Raw genomic sequence first — 16,003 nt, 5'->3', positions numbered from 1 at the left:
GATCACTTCTCTGCGGTGGCCAGACTGGAGCGGCGAAGGCCGTAGAAGAAGTAGAACACGAGCCCGGCGACCATCCAGCCACCGAAGTAGGCCCAGGTCTTGCCGGGCAGGCTGTACATCATGTACGCGCAGAAGGCGAAGCCCAGGATCGGCGTCACCGGGAACAGTGCCACCCGGAAGGTGCGCGGCATCTCCGGCCGCTTGTACCGCAGGATGACCACGGCGACATTCACCAGTGCGAAGGCGAAGAGGGTGCCGATGCTGGTGGCGTTGGCCAGTTCGCCGAGCGGGATGAACGCCGCGAGGACGCCGCAGAAGAGCGACACGATGACCACGTTCGCCTTCGGCGTGCCGGTGCGCGCGTCGACCTTGGCGAAGACCTTGGGGACCAGGCCGTCGCGCGACATCGCGAAGAGGATGCGGGTCTGGCCGTACAGCACGGCGAAGACGACGCTCGCGATGGCCACGACCGCGCCGGCGGCGAGGACCACGCCCCAGAAGCTGTGACCCGTGACGTCCTTCATGATCTGCGCGAGCGCCGCCTCGGTGCCCTCGAAGTCCTGCCACGGCATGGCGCCGACGGCGACCAGGGCGACCAGGCAGTAGAGGACGGTGACGATCAGCAGCGACAGCATGATCGCGCGCGGCAGGTCCTTCTTGGGGTTCTTGGCCTCCTCACCGGCGGTGGAGGCGGCGTCGAAGCCGATGTACGAGAAGAAGAGGGTGGCCGCGGCGGCGCTGATCCCGGTCACGCCGAGCGGGGCCAGGGGGGCGTAGTTGCCCGCCTTGATGCCCATGAAGCCGATCACGCAGAAGAGCACCAGCGTGGCGATCTTGATGAGAACCATGATCGTGTTGACGCGGGCGCTCTCCTTGGCGCCGCCCATCAGGAAGACCATGGCGAGCAGGATGACGACGAGCGCCGGCAGGTTGATGAAGCCGCCCTCGCCGAGCGGGGCGGACACGCTCTCGGGGATGGTGACGCCGATCGTGCCGTCGAGCAGCTCGTTGAGGTACTCGCCCCAGCCGACGGCGACGGCCGCGACGGAGACGCCGTACTCGAGCACCAGGCACCAGCCGCAGATCCACGCGACGACTTCGCCCATGGTCGCGTACGAGTAGGAGTACGAGGAACCGGACACCGGTATGGAGCCGGCCAGCTCCGCGTAGGAGAGCGCCGAGAAGAGGGCGGTGAGTCCGGCGATGACGAACGAGATCGCGACGGCGGGTCCGGCCAGGGGGGTGGCCTCGCCGAGGACGACGAAGATTCCGGTGCCGAGCGTGGCACCGATGCTGATCATCGTCAGCTGCCACATGGTGAGCGAGCGGCGGAGCGAGCCGCCTTCACCCTGGCCGCCCTCGGCGACGAGCTGCTCGACGGGCTTGCGCCGCATCAGCCGGCTGCCAAGCTGCGGACGCTTGGATTCCGGTTGGGGAGTGACGGGTGGCGCTGCGTCCAACACTGGGGTGGCTCCTTATCGCTGCCGATCGGGAAGGCGGCGACCGCGGCGGTCCGCTCGGGGCGTGAGAACAGCCCGGAGCTCGGGAACCGCCGAGCAGGCGGTCCCCGCCACTCCACGTACAGCGCGAAGCCTACGAGGAGTGTGTTCCCGTCCGTAATGCAGCAACCTTGCGTATCGGCGGACGATCATTGCGCACAACCGCGACAGATGGCTCTTTGTTGCGCCTCACCTTTCGATTTCCGTTTTGTCCGGTACGGCGCACGCTCCGTACCCACCTCTTGCACACCCCCTTCCGCACCCCCGCACACGACGACCGGAGGCGAACGATGACGACAACGGACCGGACAGACCATGCGGACCGGACAGGCCCCGTGGACCGGGCAGACGCGGCGGAGTGGCTGGATCCCACCCCCTTCCTGCGTGGCGTCGCCTGGCGCGACGGCCTGCGCGCCGTGCGCGCCGACCCCGCCGACCTGGGCCGGCTGCCGTGGGACACCGTGGAGCGCTCCGCCGTCCCCGTCGGCGTACGGCTGGAGTTCACGGCGCACGGCGCCACCGCCGTGGACATCCGCTACCGCGCGGCCCTGCCCGGTCCCGGCAGCGCCCTGCGCGACCTCGCGCACACCTTCGCGCTGTGGCACGGCGACGCTCTCGTGGCGGAGGTCACCGAGGCTCCGGCGCGGGAGGCGGTCGTACGGATCGGGCTGCCGGACCGCCCGGGCCGGTTCACGGTCCACCCGCCGGAGAGCCAGTGCCCGGAGATCCTCGGCCTGCGTCCGGCCGGGGGCTCCATAGCCCCTGCGCCGCCCCAGCCCCGCTGGCTGGTGCACGGCGACTCCATCACCGAGGGCTGGTGGTCCACCCGCCCCGCCCACGCCTGGCCCGCCGCGGCCGGCCGTACGCTCGGCCTGGACACCGTGAACCTCGGCCACGCCGGCGCGGGCCGCGGCGAACTCGCCGTCGCCCAGCAGCTCGCGGGCCTGCCCGCCGATCTTCTGACCCTCGCCTTCGGCACCAACTGCTGGTCCCGCACCCCCTTCTCGGCGCCCCTGCTGCACGAGACGGTGCGGGCCTTCGTCGGCCTCGTACGCCAGGGGCACCCGGACACCCCGCTCCTGGTCCTCTCCCCCGTCCTGCGCCCCGAGGCGGAACGGACCCCCAACGCCCTGGGCGCCACCCTCGCCGACCTGCGCACCGCCCTGGAGGAGGCCGTCCTGACCGACGTCGCCGCGGGCGACGACCGGCTGGCCCTGCTTCCCGGCCTCGGCGTCCTCGGCCCCGGACACCTCGCGGACGGCCTGCACCCGAACGACGCGGGCCACGCCCTCATGGCCGACGCGGTCGCCTCCGCCCTGCGCGAGGCGCGCTTCGTCGGGCCGTCGGACCGCAGGACCCTCTGAGGCGCCGCACCGCGTTCGCCCACGGCGTGAGAATCAGGGAGGTCAGAGGGTCATGGGATCGCGAAGACCGGGTAAGTGAGCCCGTGATGACTGAGGAGCCGCCCATGGTTGTCCTGGATTCACCGCAGGAGAACAGCGCGACAGCCCGGGAGGCCGCCGCCGATTACCTGACCCAGCACTGCCCCTGGGCCGACCTCGACGCCGTGCTGCTCGTGGTCAGCGAACTGGTGACCAACGCCGTCCGGCACACCTCCGGCTGGTGGCGCCTCACCCTCTTCGCGGGCCCGGAGGAGCTGGTGGTCGAGATGGACGACTCCAGCGACCAGCCTCCCGTGGCCCGCGAACCGGACTTCTCCGGCGGCGGCGGGTTCGGCTGGCACATGGTGCACCGGCTCGCGGGGCGGGTGGAGGTCAGGCCGCTCCCCGAAGGCAAGCGAGTACGGGCGGTCTGGCCACGCCCGGCGCAGGCGTACTAGGCGTACGGCCCCAGGAGGGCGGCGCATGCCCCGAGAGGGCGGCGCACCCGGCGGACCGCCCGGAAAACCCGGGCCGGCCCGGCCGGGATTGCCGTCGTGACGGCCTTCGGCGAGGGTGTGGGCGCGCTGGGGCGTCACCTGCGGACCCCGGCTTGCCCCCACCCTCCTCCGAGCCCTTCATGCAGCCGGTCACGCATTCCCTGCATACCGTCCGACCTGGGGTTTTTCTTCATCCGGGCCTAAAATTTCCCGATGGGGAAAGGGGACCGGATGGACCGGAACATACGTACGGTGGACGACGTCCTGAGGCTTCTGGACGGCCTGTTCGCGCCGGAGACGGACCGCTGGACGGCCGACGGGGCTTCCTGGTGGGACGGTTTCTACGCGGACCGCTCGAAGCCGGTGCCGTTCTTCGTGGCGAAGCCGGACGAGAACCTGGTCTCGTACGTCGACCGCGGCCTGGTCGCCGGGGGCCGCGCCCTCGACCTGGGCTGCGGCCCGGGCCGCAACGCGCTCCACCTCGCCTCGCTGGGCTTCGAGGTGGACGCGGTCGACCTCTCCCCGACAGCCGTCGCCTGGGCCGAGGACCGCGCCCGCGAGGCGGGGGCCGACGTACGGTTCCACTGCGGCGACGCCTTCGCCCTCACCGGCACCGGCACCGAGCTGGGCGGTCCGTACGACCTGATCTACGATTCCGGCTGCTTCCACCACCTGCCGCCGCACCGCCGCGTCAGCTACCTCGCCCTTCTCGACCGGGCCCTCGCGCCCGGCGGGCATTTCGCCCTGACCGGCTTCGCGGCCGGCGCGATGGGGTCCGAACTCCCCGACTGCGACTTCTACCGCCAGTCCGGCCTCCAAGGCGGCCTCGCCTACACGCCGGAGTCCCTGCGCTGGATCTTCTCCGACCTGACGGAGATCGAACTGCGCCGCATGCGCGACGAGCCGCCCGAGTCCCCGTCCTTCGGCGAACCCTTCCTCTGGACGGCTCTGTTCCGCCGGGACGCCCGGCCACTCGATCCGCCGCGGTCGTAGGTTCCGGCCGCCGGCCGCGGGCGCCGGGCCGGGGGCCGGGCGTGGGGGTCGAATCGGCGGGTGGACCTGCCCTCCCGTGAGATCGACGCCCCTCTCCGCGAACGCGTCGAGGCCCTGCGGGGCCTCGACGCGTTCGCGGTTTCCCTCGGCCGCCCCGGCTCGCTTCAGACGTCGGGAACCGCGGACGAGCACACGGCCGGCACGTTCTTCACCGACCGGCGGGCCGGTTCTCCGGCGGCTGGAGGGTGCCGCGCACGACGGCGGTGCGCGGCCGGTGGACAGCCCCGCCCGGTCCGGCCTGCCGCTCCGGGGCACCGCGCCGCGGCCGGTTTCCGCGCCCCGACGACACGGAACCCGAGCCGCCGTTGCATGACCATGCGGATTTATGCATACTCTTCCTATGTCTAAGGTCCTCACCTCCCTTCCCGCCGGCGAGCGCGTCGGCATCGCCTTCTCGGGCGGCCTCGATACCTCGGTCGCGGTCGCGTGGATGCGCGACAAGGGCGCCGTCCCGTGCACCTACACCGCCGACATCGGCCAGTACGACGAGCCCGACATCGCCTCGGTGCCCGGTCGCGCGAAGACCTACGGCGCCGAGATCGCCCGCCTGGTCGACTGCCGCGCGGCTCTGGTCGAGGAGGGCCTGGCCGCGCTCACCTGCGGGGCGTTCCACATCCGCTCGGGCGGGCGCGCCTACTTCAACACCACGCCGCTCGGCCGCGCCGTCACGGGCACCCTCCTGGTCCGGGCGATGCTCGAGGACGACGTACAGATCTGGGGCGACGGCTCGACCTTCAAGGGCAACGACATCGAGCGGTTCTACCGGTACGGACTGCTCGCCAACCCCCACCTGCGGATCTACAAGCCCTGGCTGGACGCGGACTTCGTGACCGAGCTCGGCGGCCGCAAGGAAATGTCGGAGTGGCTGCTCGCCCACGACCTGCCCTACCGGGACAGCACGGAGAAGGCGTACTCCACCGACGCCAACATCTGGGGCGCCACCCACGAGGCCAAGACCCTGGAGCACCTGGACACCGGCGTGGAGACCGTGGAGCCCATCATGGGCGTGCGGTTCTGGGACCCGTCGGTCGAGATCCCCACCGAGGACGTGACCATCGGCTTCGACCAGGGCCGCCCGGTGTCCGTCAACGGCAAGGAGTTCACCTCGCCGGTCGACCTGGTGATGGAGGCGAACGCCATCGGCGGCCGTCACGGCATGGGCATGTCCGACCAGATCGAGAACCGGATCATCGAGGCCAAGAGCCGCGGCATCTACGAGGCGCCCGGCATGGCCCTGCTGCACGCGGCGTACGAGCGCCTGGTCAACGCGATCCACAACGAGGACACCCTCGCCCAGTACTACAACGAGGGGCGGCGTCTCGGCCGGCTGATGTACGAGGGCCGCTGGCTGGACCCGCAGGCGCTGATGGTGCGCGAGTCGCTGCAGCGCTGGGTCGGCACGGCCGTCACCGGCGAGGTGACGCTGCGGCTGCGGCGCGGTGAGGACTACTCGATCCTCGACACCACGGGCCCGGCGTTCAGCTACCACCCGGACAAACTGTCCATGGAGCGCACCGAGGACTCGGCGTTCGGCCCGGTGGACCGGATCGGCCAGCTCACCATGCGCAACCTCGACATCGCCGACTCGCGCGCCAAGCTGGAGCAGTACGCCGGGCTCGGCCTGATCGGCACCGCCAATCCCGCCATCGGCGCCGCCCAGGCGGCCGCGACCGGACTGATCGGCACCATGCCGGAGGGCGGCGCCGAGGCCATCGCCTCCCGTGGCGAGGTCTCCGGTGACGACGAGATGCTGGACCGCGCCGCGATGGAGTTCGGTACGGACTGACCAGCCCCCGTCGAACGGAAGACCCGGCGTCCCCGGAGGGACGCACCACCGGAAAGGCCGGCCCGGCGCCGACGGCGCCGGGCCGGCCTTTCCCGTTGTCCGGGGGGCCGGCCGGGGACTCGCTTCCCCCCGTTCGCCGGGCGGTCGCGGTTGCCGGCCGCCCTCCAGGTCTGCCCCACGGCCGCGACGGGTTCCTTCCCGGCGCGGCCCTTGTCGGCGGGCCGGACGGCCGGCGCCCGCATGGAGGACGCGCGGACGGGCGAGGCCGAGTGGGGCGAGTGCGCGGTGAACACGGCCCCGGCCGCCCCGGTCCGGACGCGGACCCGGCCGGGGCCGGGGGCCGGGAGACGTCGGTGCTCGCCTCGTAGGAAGCCTCGGCGGCGCCGAAGCGGTTCGATGTGCTGCACGGCCCGGTTCAGCCCCTCCAGCACCGCGGCCGGTCCCCGCGGAAGCGGGAACCGGCCGGGAGCGGGTACGGGCGCGGAGCGTCAGCTCCAGCTGGCGTGCAGCGGCTTGCCCTCGGCGTAACCGGCGGCGCTCTGCACACCGACGATCGCCTTCTCGGCGAACTCCTCCAGCGAGGCGGCACCGGCGTACGTGCACGAGGAGCGGACACCCGCGATGATCGAGTCGATCAGGTCCTCGACGCCCGGACGGGTCGGGTCGAGGAACATGCGCGAGGTGGAGATGCCCTCCTCGAACAGCGCCTTGCGGGCGCGGTCGTACGCCGACTCCTCGCTCGTACGGTTGCGCACGGCGCGGGCGGAGGCCATGCCGAAGGACTCCTTGTACGCCCGGCCGTCGGCCGAGTGCTGGAGGTCGCCGGGCGACTCGTACGTACCGGCGAACCAGGAGCCGACCATGACGTTGGACGCGCCTGCGGCGAGCGCCATCGCGACGTCGCGCGGGTGGCGGATGCCGCCGTCGGCCCAGACGTGCTTGCCGAACTTCTTCGCCTCGGCGGCGCACTCCATGACGGCGGAGAACTGCGGCCGGCCCACGCCGGTCATCATGCGGGTGGTGCACATGGCGCCGGGGCCCACACCGACCTTGATGATGTCCGCGCCGGCCTCGACGAGGTCGCGCACGCCCTCGGCGGCGACGATGTTGCCCGCGACGATCGGGACCTGCGGGTCGAGCCCGCGCACGGCCTTGACCGCGGCGATCATCGACTCCTGGTGGCCGTGCGCGGTGTCCACGACGAGCGTGTCCACGCCGGCGTCGAGGAGCTGCTTGGCCTTGCCCGCGACGTCGCCGTTGATGCCGACGGCGGCCGCGATGCGCAGCTTGCCGGCCGCGTCCGTGGCGGGCGTGTAGAGGGTCGCGCGCAGAGCGCCCTTGCGGGTCAGGACACCGACGAGACGGCCGTCCCCGTCCACGGCGGGCGCGTACTTGCGGTTGGCGTGGTCGAGCCGGTTGAAGGCCTCGCGCGGGTCGATTCCGGCGTCCAGCAGGACCAGGTCGCGGGACATGACCTCGGACAGCTGCGTGAAGCGGTCGACGCCGGTCAGGTCGTGGTCGGTGACGACACCGACGGGGCGGCGCTCCGCGTCCACCACGACGCCCGCGCCGTGCGCCCGCTTGGGGAGCAGCGACAGCGCGTCGGCGACGGTCTGCGAGGGGGCCAGGACGATCGGGGTGTCGAGCACCAGGTGGCGCGTCTTCACCCAGGAGACGACCTCGGTGACGACCTCGATCGGAATGTCCTGCGGGATGACGACGAGCCCGCCGCGGCGGGCCACGGTCTCGGCCATCCGGCGGCCGGCGATCGCGGTCATGTTGGCCACGACCAGCGGGATGGTGGTGCCGGTGCCGTCGGGCGACGTGAGGTCCACGCCCTGGCGGGAGCCGACGGCCGAACGGCTCGGCACCATGAATACGTCGTCGTACGTGAGGTCGTACGGCGGCTTCAGATCGTTGAGGAAACGCACGTGCTGAACATCCCAGTCGTTCGGAGTTGGCCCCCGGGCATTTCAGCCGGGGAAAAACGCACGTACTTCAGTGTCCCACGAGCACACCTGCACACCCTCCGGGCTGAACATCCAGGCCGCGGAGGGCGCACTTGTCGGATCCTCCGAACGGAACCGTCCCCGGCTCGGCCGGCTCAGCCGTCAGGGTCCGCCCGGTCCAGCGCGGGCCGCGGCGCCGTGCCCGTCTCGTTCAGCAGGTAGTCCGCCGCGGCGGTGTCCGTGACGAGGCTGGTGACCAGGCCCGAGCGCAGTACGGCGTCGATGGCGGCCGCCTTGCGCAGCCCGCCCGCGATGGCCACCACCTCGGGGACCCGCCGCAGCCGGTCGGCCTCGACGGTGATGCACCGCTCGCCCAGGTCGCGCCCGACCCGGCGGCCCTCGGCGTCGAAGAGGTGCGCGGACATCTCGGCCGCGACGCCCAGCGAGGCGTAGTGGGCGCGCTCCTCGTCGGAGAGCATGTCGTGGACGGTGGAGATGCCCGGCTCCCAGGAGCCGATGGAGACGGCCGCGACGGTCACCTTGTCGAAGTACTCGAAGGCGCGGGCGATGCCGGTCTGGCTGCGCAGCGCCGCCGCGGTCGCCGGGTCGGGCAGCAGCATCGGCGCGTAGATGGGGTGGGCCTCTCCGCCGGACACCTGGGCGGCGCGGCGCACGGCTTCGACGGAGCCGCGCTCCGCCGTGCCGGCGTCGTACACACCGGTCAGCTGGACGACCGTGCACGGCGGCAGCTGGTGCAGGGCCGCCGCCATGTGGATGGTGGACCGGCCCCAGGCCAGGCCGAGCACGTCGCCCTCGGTCACCAGTTCGCCGAGCAGGTCGGCCGCGACCTCGCCCAGGTTCTCCGGGTCGGTGGGCGCGCTCCCCGCGAAACCAGGAGATCCCGGGAGGGCGTCCTCGGTGGCGTCCGCCGGGGACTCGACGACGACCGCGTGCCGCAGGCCGTAGCGGGCCCGCAGCGCGTCGGAGCGCTCCGCGTCCAGCTCGGCGGGCACCCTGATCTCGATCCGTACGAGATCGCGTTCGAGGGCGGTCTCCAGGACCCTGGCCACCTTGAAGCGGCTGACGCCGAACTCCTCGGCGATCTGGATCTTGGACTTGCCCTCCAGGTAGAAGCGGCGGGCCATGGCCGCCGCCTGGACCAGCTCTGCGGGTCCCATCCGCAGGGCTGACCGGCCCGCCGACATTGCAGACACCGCGTTCTCCTCACTGCTGTTCACACACGGGGCTCGCTGTTCATCCTGTCAGATGACCGAGACCTTGATCAGCCCCGAAGGGCGGCGTTCACCGAGCTGTGGCTCAGTGGTTGCATGCCCAGGCCGCGGTGGCCGTGGCTTCGGTCGCCTGACTGCGCAGCATGCGCACCGCGGCGGCCGGGTCGTCCGTCCCGTACACGGCGGAACCGGCGACGAAGACGTCCGCCCCCGCCTCGGCGCACCGCTCGATCGTCGACGCCGATACGCCGCCGTCGACCTGGAGCCACATCTCCAGGCCGTGCTTGGAGATCAGCTCACGGGTACGGCGGATCTTCGGCAGCATGATGTCGAGGAACGCCTGGCCGCCGAAGCCCGGTTCCACGGTCATGATCAGCAGCATGTCGAGTTCGGGGAGCAGGTCCTCGTACGGCTCGATGGGCGTGGCCGGCTTCAGCGCCATCGAGGCACGGGCGCCCTTGGCGCGGATCTCGCGCGCCGTCCGTACGGGCGCGGCGGCGGCCTCGGCGTGGAAGGTGACCGATCCGGCGCCCGCCTCGACGTACTGCGGGGCCCAGCGGTCGGCGTCCTCGATCATCAGGTGGCAGTCGAGCGGGATGTCCGTCGCCCGGCTGAGGGCTTCCACGACCGGGACGCCCAGCGTCAGGTTGGGCACGAAGTGGTTGTCCATCACGTCGACATGGAGCCAGTCCGCGCCCTCGACGGCCCTGGCCTCCTCGGCGAGCCGGGAGAAGTCTGCGGACAGGATGCTGGGATTGATCTGCGCGGCCATGCCCCAAGCCTGCCATGTCCCGGGGCGGTTCCCCTCCCCGGTACGGACCAAAGCTTCCGGGATCTCGGCTCCCGGTGGCGGTGGCACGCTCCGGGGAGCGGCCTGCCGGCCGTCCGGGACGGGCAGAACCGCCCAAGTCCCGCACAGCGCGGTGGAGTCCACCGGCCGGCCCCGCCGCCGCCGGACGGCTACGCGGTCCGGCGCAGCAGTGCCAGGTACATCGCGTCCGTACCGTGCATGTGCGGCCACAGCTGTACGTCGGGCCCGTCGCCCAGCGCCGGTACGCCCGGCATCAGCGGCCTGGCGTCGATCCACTCGACCGCGGCCGGCTGGTGTCCGCCGCGTCCCTTGATCACGTCGTCGACGACGACCCGGGTCTCGGCGAGGTGCGGCGAGCAGGTCGCGTACCCCACGACGCCGCCCACGCGCACCGCGTTCAACGCCTCGCGCAGCAGCCCGCGCTGGAGCGGGGCGAAGCCCTCCAGGTCCTCGGCACGGCGCCGCCAGCGCGCTTCCGGGCGGCGCCGCAGCGCGCCGAGCCCGGAGCACGGGACGTCCACCAGGACGCGGTCGAAGGTGCCCGGGAGCCACGGCGGGTTCAGACCGTCGGCGGCGACGACCTGGTACGGGCCGGGATTGCCCTCCAGGGCCCGCTCGACGAGGCGGGCACGGTGCGGCTGCTTCTCGGCGGCCAGCAGCGCCGCCCCGCGCCGGGCGGCGAGACCGGCCAGCATGGCGGCCTTGCCGCCGGGCCCGGCGCAGCCGTCGAGCCAGCGCTGGTCGCGCCCCTCGACGGGCGCGTCGGCGAGCGCGAGGGCGACCAGCTGGCTGCCCTCGTCCTGGACTCCGGCGCGGCCCTCGTGGACGGCCGCGATGGCGCCCGGCTCGCCGCCCTCGGCCAGCCGCACGGCGTACGGCGACCAGCGGCCCGGCAGCCCGGACTCCTCGCCCAGTACGTCCAGCAGCTCGTCGGCGGTGGAGCGCCCCGGGCGGGCGACGAGCGTCACCTCGGGCCGTTCGTTGTCGGCTTCGAGGAGATCCTCGATGCCGGCCCGGCCGCCGCCCAGGGCGTCCCAGAGCGCGGAGACGATCCAGCGCGGGTGGGAGTGGACGACGGACAGGTGCGCCTCGGCGTCGTCGTCGTACGGCGGGGCGACCTGCTCCACCCAGGCGTCGAGGTCCTGCTGGGAGATCTTCCGCAGGACCGCGTTGACGAACTTCGCGCGTCCCTCGCCGAGCACCACGCGCGCCAGCTCCACGCTCGCGGAGACCGCGGCGTGCGTCGGGATGCGGGTGCCGAGCAACTGGTGCGCGCCGAGCGCCAGCACGTCGAGGACCGGCGGGTCCACCTCGCGCAGCGGCCGGTCGATGCACGCCGCGATGACGGCGTCGTACGTGCCCTGGCGGCGCAGCGTCCCGTACACCAGCTCGGTCGCGAGCGCCGCGTCGCGCTCGTCGAAGTTGCCCTTGGCGCGGGCCTTCTTGAGCAGCGGCGGCAGGACGAGGTTCGCGTACGCGTCGCGCTCGTCGACGGCGCGCAGCGCCTCGAAGGCGAGGAAGCGGACCGGGTCCTTCTGGGGGCGCCGGTGCGGCTTGGCCGGACGCTTGGCCGGTCGCTTGGCCGGTCGCTTGGCGGGACTGCTGCTTGGCTGGTCACTCACGAAAAAGGTGCTCCGCTGGAGAGGGGGACGATCCCTCTCAGCGTACGTCGGACGCGCCCAGGTGTTCGCCCGGGGCGATCCGCACGCCGCGCGCCCAGTCGGCCGCGAGCATCGGCTTCTTGCCCTGCGGCTGCACCCAGAGGAGCTCGACGGGGTGCGATCCGGTCCCGGCCCAGACGTTCTTCTTCGTCACGGACAGCTCGCCGGGGGCCAGGTCCAGGTCCGCGCGGTCCGGCAGCGGCTTCACGGAGACCAGCTTGAGCCGCTCGCCGCGCAGCAGCGTCCAGGCACCGGGTGCGGGCGTGCAGCCGCGCACGACGCGGTCGACGCGCAGCGCGGGCGCCGTCCAGTCGACCTGTGCGTCCTCGACGGTGATCTTGGGTGCGAGCGTGACGCCCTCGGCGGGCTGCGGCACGGCGTGGAGCGTGCCGTCCTCGATGCCGTCCATGGTGGCGACCAGCAGTCCCGAACCGGCGAAGGCGAGCCGGGTGAGCAGGTCGCCGCTGGTGTCGGTGGGCCGTACCTGCTCGGTGAGCACGCCGTACACCGGCCCGGAGTCGAGGCCCTCCTCGATCAGGAACGTCGAGGCGCCCGTGACCTCGTCGCCCGCGAGGATCGCGTGCTGCACGGGGGCGGCGCCGCGCCAGGCCGGCAGCAGCGAGAAGTGCAGGTTCACCCAGCCGCGGGCGGGGATGCCGAGGGCGGCCCCGGGCAGCAGCGCGCCGTACGCGACGACGGGGCAGCAGTCCGGCGCGATCTCGCGCAGCCGCGCGAGGAAGTCCTCGTCGCGCGGCTTGACCGGCTTGAGCACCTCGATCCCGGCCTCCTCCGCGCGCGCGGCGACGGGACTGGCGACGAGCTTGCGGCCGCGTCCGGCAGGGGCGTCGGGCCGGGTGACGACGGCGGCGACCTCGTGCCGGCCGGAGGCGATCAGGGCGTCCAGGGCGGGTACGGCGACCTCGGGGGTGCCTGCGAAGACGAGCTTCATCGGTGGCGCGGGCCTCTCGGGCAGGAAGGCGGAACAGGGTGCGGCGTCAAGAGGCGCACCAGTCTATGGGCCCTGGCGCCAGGGGGCGTACGCACCTCCGCGCGCCCCGGGCACATACGCATACGCCCCCAGGAGCGTGACCCCGGCGCCGGGTGACGCGTTGGTCAAGAGAGATTGACCCAAAGGGCTCGCACCTGCGGTCCCTGCCCACCCTTCCGACCCTTCTGCCTTCTCCTTCTTCTCCCCTTCTTTCACGCCGGTTCGAGAGGCTTGTTCATGGCCGACCACGCAACCCACGACGCCCAAGCACGGGCCAGCCTGCATCTGTTGGTACGGGACATCGAGCGGGTGCGGCGGCAGGTGGACGCGTTGCGCACCCTCACCGCCCAGCTCGGCAACGTCTACCGCCCACGCCGCTCCGGCCCTTCCACGGGCTTCGTCGTCTACGGCAGGGCCCCGGCACCGACCGTCCGCCTCGCGCAGGAACTGCGGGACAGCGTCGAGACACTGGTGACCGCCGCCGTGGACTTCGACCGTTCGCTCGGCTTCTCCTGGGACGCGGTCGGCTCGGCGCTCGGAGTGACCAAGCAGGCGGTGCACCGCCGTTACGGCGCGCGGCGGGCCGCGACGCAGACCGCCGCGCCCACCGAGGGCGAGCTCGCCGTCGAGACGGCGAGCGCGACCGCTACGCGCACCCTCGCCGCGCCACCGTCCCTGCCGTCCGTACCGGCCGCCCGCTCCATGCCGCCCCAGCCCACGGCAGCCGGCCACGCGCTGGGCGAGGAGATCCGCCCGAGCGCCCTCCCCGGCCCCCGCAACGGCTGACCCCTCCCCTTCCCGGCGGGGCGCAAGCGCCCCCGCCCCCGGACGCCCCGCGGGCGTGTCCTCAATCGCCGGACGGGCTTGATTCTCCGGTCCGAGCCGGAGACTTCGGCCCGTCCGGCGATTGAGGACCGGGGTCCGGGGCGGATTCCAAGCCGGGGAACAGCCACGCCTGCCCTGTCACCCGATGTCCAGCGGATCGATCCTGATCCGCACCGGATCGCCACCCCCCCGGGCCAGCCGCGCCGCCTGCGCCGCCTTCAGCGCCGCGGCAAGCGGCGCCCCACTGCCCGGCGGCACCCTGAGCAGCGCCCGCTCCCACGCCTCGCCCACCGGCGGATCACCGGGCCTGCGGGGCCGTCCGGGCTCCTGGACGGGCAGCGGCACAGGCCCCAGCACCTCGGCATCGCGCGGCAGTTCGGCAGCCGCCAGAAACGCGGCGATCGCCTCGGGGCGGCCACTCACCGCGGCCATCCGCGACACCGGCGGGAAGCCCAGTTCGGCCCGCTCCGCGAGCTCGCGCTGCGCGTGCCCCACCGGGTCCCACCGCACCAGCGCCTGCACGGGCCGCAGTGTCGGCTCGGCGACGACGACCACCGTGCCGCCCTCGCCCTGCCCCCTGACCAGCGCCGCGGCACTGGTCCAGCGCCGCAGGGCCTCCTCCCCGGCGCGCAGGTCCGGCCGCCCGAGCATCGCCCAGCCGTCGAGCAGCAGCGCCGCGGCGTAACCGCCCTCGGCGACCGGCTCGGCCCCCGGCGTACTGACGACGAGGGCGGGTGCCCCCGGCACGGTCTCCAGCACGTGATCGCGCCCGGACGTACGCACCGGCACCGCCGGAAACGCCCGTCCCAGCTCCTCCGCCGTACGCCGCGCCCCGACGACCTGGGCCCGCAGCCGCATGCTCCCGCACTCGCCGCACCGCCGCCCGGCCGCGTCCCGGCCGCACCACCCGCAGTGCAGCTCCTGCTGGTCGGCCGCTTCGAGCGGCCCGGCGCAGTGCCCGCACCTGGCGGGCGTACGGCACCGCTCGCAGGTCAGGCTCGGTACGTATCCGCGCCGGGGCACCTGCACCAGCACCGGGCCGGTCCTGAGCCCGTCCCGCACGGTCTGCCACGCCAGACTGGGCAGCCGCGCGGCCCGCGCCGCCCCGTCCCGCGCCAGTTCCCCGTCGCCGACGGTACGGACCAGCGGCGCCGCGGCCCGCACCTGCTCGCGCCCGGCGCGCAGCGGCGCCGCCCACTTGCTCTCCACCAGCTGAGCCGCCTCCACCGTGCAGCCGACGGATCCCAGCAGAAACGCGCACTTGCTGTGCTGTGCCCGCAGCTCCAGCACTTCCCGCACGTGCGGAAACGGCGCGTGGTCGTCGCTGTGACTCGAATCCCCGTCGTCCCACACGGCGACGAGCCCCAGGTCCGTCACGGGGGCGAACATCGCGGCCCGCGTCCCGATCACGGCCCGCACCGACCCCCGCCGCGCGGCCAGCCACTGCCGGTACCGCTTCTGGGGCCCGGCATCGGCGGTCAGCAGCGTGTGGTGCCCCTTCCCCACCAGCGCGGTGAGCGCCGCGTCCAGCCGGGCCACGCTCCGCCCGTCCGGCAGCACGACCAGCGCGCCCCGCCCGGAGGCGAGCGTCGCGGCCACCGCACGGGCCAGCTCGTCCGGCCAGTGCGGTCCCGGCAGCGCGTTCCACACGGCCCGCGGCGCCCCGCCGCCCGCCAACTCCCGCAAGAACGCCGGCCCGTGGGCATACCGCTCCCAGGTCTCCGCCGCGGGCGCACCGGGCGGCGGCAACGGCTCGGGCGACGGCTTGGCCTCGGCCGGCCCGTTACGGGGCGGGACGGCCAGCTGCAGTACGTCGGCGAGGCTCCCCGCGTAACGGTCGGCGATCGCCCGCGACAGCGCGAGCAGCTCGGGACTGAGCACCGGCTCCGGGGACACCACGTAGGCGAGCGCCGCCAGCGGCCCGGCGTAGTCCGACTCTGCCCGCCGTTCGACGAGATACCCGTCGATCATCCCCCCGCCCTCACGACGGCCGTCCCGGACGTTGTGCGCCCCGGCCCCGAACCGCACCCGGACCCGGACCCCCGGCTGCGCGACGGCGTCCAGCTCCTCGGTCACGGCATAGTCGAAGAACTGGTCGAGGTGCAGCACCCCCTTGTTGACCAGGACCCGGGCGACGGGCAGCTCCTTCGCCAGCGGCGCCCCCCGCCACGTCCGCGGCTTGGCCTTCGGGACCTTCGCCTTCCGCACGCTCTCCCGAATGAGCGCAAGCTGCTCCGGCGCCCCGCCCCCGGGCTCTTCGGACCCCGCATCGTTCCTGCTCACAGCCAAATTCCTACCAGACCCCACTGACAGTGCGGCA

General features: G+C 73.2%; 12 protein-coding genes. 5 read left to right on the top strand and 7 right to left on the bottom strand.

The annotated features are described in order from the left end of the window. Positions 1-2: 2 nt before the first annotated feature. A complete protein-coding gene (locus ABD374_RS02450) occupies positions 3-1,463 on the bottom strand; it encodes an amino acid permease (RefSeq protein ID WP_344489828.1) in 1,461 nt (486 codons plus the stop codon). Positions 1,464-1,834: 371 nt separating this feature from the next. Here ABD374_RS02450 and ABD374_RS02445 point away from each other — a divergent pair, with 371 nt between their 5' ends. From ABD374_RS02445 to argG, 4 genes are all read left to right on the top strand, one after another. Continuing rightward, positions 1,835-2,863, top strand: a complete 1,029-nt coding sequence (locus ABD374_RS02445; protein WP_344489825.1) for a GDSL-type esterase/lipase family protein — start codon at positions 1,835-1,837, stop codon at positions 2,861-2,863. A 104-nt stretch (positions 2,864-2,967) separates the two neighbouring features. Next, positions 2,968-3,339: an ATP-binding protein gene (locus tag ABD374_RS02440; protein WP_344489823.1), complete on the top strand. Its 372-nt coding sequence runs from the start codon at positions 2,968-2,970 to the stop codon at positions 3,337-3,339. A gap of 270 nt (positions 3,340-3,609) precedes the next feature. Continuing rightward, a complete protein-coding gene (locus ABD374_RS02435) occupies positions 3,610-4,371 on the top strand; it encodes a class I SAM-dependent methyltransferase (protein WP_344489820.1) in 762 nt (253 codons plus the stop codon). A gap of 400 nt (positions 4,372-4,771) precedes the next feature. Further along, a complete protein-coding gene (gene argG / locus ABD374_RS02430) occupies positions 4,772-6,217 on the top strand; it encodes an argininosuccinate synthase (RefSeq protein ID WP_344489817.1) in 1,446 nt (481 codons plus the stop codon). Positions 6,218-6,705: 488 nt separating this feature from the next. Here argG and ABD374_RS02425 read toward each other — a convergent pair whose 3' ends face one another. From ABD374_RS02425 to fmt, 5 genes are all read right to left on the bottom strand, one after another. After that, positions 6,706-8,148 carry a GuaB1 family IMP dehydrogenase-related protein gene (locus ABD374_RS02425; protein ID WP_344489814.1) on the bottom strand — a complete coding sequence of 481 codons (1,443 nt, stop codon included), beginning with the start codon at positions 8,146-8,148 and terminating at the stop codon, positions 6,706-6,708. 173 nt (positions 8,149-8,321) lie between these two features. After that, positions 8,322-9,404, bottom strand: a complete 1,083-nt coding sequence (locus ABD374_RS02420; RefSeq protein WP_344489811.1) for a sugar-binding transcriptional regulator — start codon at positions 9,402-9,404, stop codon at positions 8,322-8,324. 79 nt (positions 9,405-9,483) lie between these two features. After that, complete coding sequence (gene rpe / locus ABD374_RS02415) at positions 9,484-10,170, bottom strand: ribulose-phosphate 3-epimerase (protein WP_344489808.1); 687 nt, start codon at positions 10,168-10,170, stop codon at positions 9,484-9,486. Between the two features lie 188 nt (positions 10,171-10,358). Continuing rightward, positions 10,359-11,831 carry an RsmB/NOP family class I SAM-dependent RNA methyltransferase gene (locus ABD374_RS02410; protein ID WP_344489805.1) on the bottom strand — a complete coding sequence of 491 codons (1,473 nt, stop codon included), beginning with the start codon at positions 11,829-11,831 and terminating at the stop codon, positions 10,359-10,361. 37 nt (positions 11,832-11,868) lie between these two features. Next, on the bottom strand, positions 11,869-12,819 hold the full coding sequence (fmt, locus tag ABD374_RS02405) for a methionyl-tRNA formyltransferase (RefSeq protein WP_344489801.1): 951 nt from the start codon (positions 12,817-12,819) through the stop codon (positions 11,869-11,871). 276 nt (positions 12,820-13,095) lie between these two features. Here fmt and ABD374_RS02400 point away from each other — a divergent pair, with 276 nt between their 5' ends. Then, positions 13,096-13,644, top strand: coding sequence for a hypothetical protein (locus tag ABD374_RS02400; protein ID WP_344489798.1), 549 nt, complete (start codon positions 13,096-13,098; stop codon positions 13,642-13,644). A 177-nt stretch (positions 13,645-13,821) separates the two neighbouring features. On the opposite strand, the gene ABD374_RS02395 is transcribed toward ABD374_RS02400, so the two are convergent. Next, the gene (locus tag ABD374_RS02395; RefSeq protein WP_344489795.1) at positions 13,822-15,966 is read right to left on the bottom strand and encodes a primosomal protein N'; all 2,145 of its coding nucleotides are present in this window, start codon (positions 15,964-15,966) and stop codon (positions 13,822-13,824) included. Positions 15,967-16,003 lie beyond the last annotated feature (37 nt).

The organism is Streptomyces enissocaesilis (assembly GCF_039533765.1).
Lineage (GTDB): Bacteria > Actinomycetota > Actinomycetes > Streptomycetales > Streptomycetaceae > Streptomyces > Streptomyces enissocaesilis.
Note: the sequence above shows the minus strand (reverse complement) of the source record. Positions and strands in the feature narration are given on the sequence as shown.